Annotated in this window: 1 protein-coding gene and 1 pseudogene; both read left to right on the top strand. The window is 34.5% G+C overall.

What is annotated here, in order from left to right; all coding sequences use genetic code 11:
* Window positions 1-435 (top strand): annotated as a pseudogene (locus tag BG20_RS11305) (porphobilinogen synthase); the annotation flags it as partial.
* On the top strand, window positions 432-743 hold the full coding sequence (locus BG20_RS11300) for a hypothetical protein (RefSeq protein ID WP_007401213.1): 312 nt from the start codon (window positions 432-434) through the stop codon (window positions 741-743). The pseudogene BG20_RS11305 and the gene BG20_RS11300, both read left to right, overlap by 4 nt.
* The last annotated feature ends 134 nt before the right edge of the window (window positions 744-877 follow it).

Here is an 877-nt window from a genome sequence, read left to right as displayed (position 1 = left end):
GATGAAGGATTTACAGATGTGTCCATAATGTCTCACTCTGCAAAACACAGATCATCATTTTATTCACCATTTAGAGATGCAGCAGAATGTGCACCTAAATTTGGCGATAGAAAGACATACCAAGTTCCATTCACAAATGCTCGAGAAGCAATGATGGAAGTTGAGACAGATATCAATGAAGGAGTAGACATTGTTATGATAAAGCCAGCTTTGTCGTATCTAGATCTAATTGCCGAAACTAGAAGAAGATTCAATGTTCCAGTTGCAGCGTATAGTGTTTCAGGAGAATATGCCCTGGTAAAAGGAGCAGCAAAACAAGGATGGGTAAATGAAAAAGACATCACAGAAGAGATACTATACAGTATAAAACGTGCAGGTGCTGATATGATTGTAACATACTTTGCAAAGTCAGCTGCAAAATTTCTTCAGAAATGAGAAATGATCAACGCTTTGAGATAGAAAGAGCTTTTGATTTACTACCACATATTGTGGGTTCAAGCTGGGCAGTAATTTGGTTTAGACTAAACAAAATACAGAAACCTACACGTGAGGAATATAGAAAAAAAGTTCTAGAGTATCTAAAAATGATGGAGCCCGTATTCGAATCATACAAAACAGATGAGAATTTTTCAGAGATTGTAAAATACATCAATATAAGAAAACAAGAAGAATATGAAAAAATTTCATCAGGCCTCAATAAAGAAGTAGAAAAAAGATATGAAAGATATATCGACTATGGATAAAACATTATAAAATTATTTGAAAAATAAAAAAGAGGTTATGGTAGATCTAACGGGATGTTTGCACTACCCCAAGGTTCTGCAATCCTAAAGACATAATCTTTAGCAGGATCATAGATGAATTGTGTACCACCATA

It is taken from the genome of Candidatus Nitrosarchaeum limnium BG20 (assembly GCF_000241145.1).
Taxonomy (GTDB): domain Archaea; phylum Thermoproteota; class Nitrososphaeria; order Nitrososphaerales; family Nitrosopumilaceae; genus Nitrosarchaeum; species Nitrosarchaeum limnae.
The sequence above is the reverse complement of the archived record's forward strand: the minus strand, read 5'-3'. Positions and strand labels throughout refer to the sequence as shown.

What these genes read in the sequence shown, in the direction of transcription:
- BG20_RS11300 (WP_007401213.1), top strand. Translation starts at nt 432, where the DNA reads ATGAGAAATGATCAACGCTTTGAGATAGAAAGAGCTTTTGATTTACTA.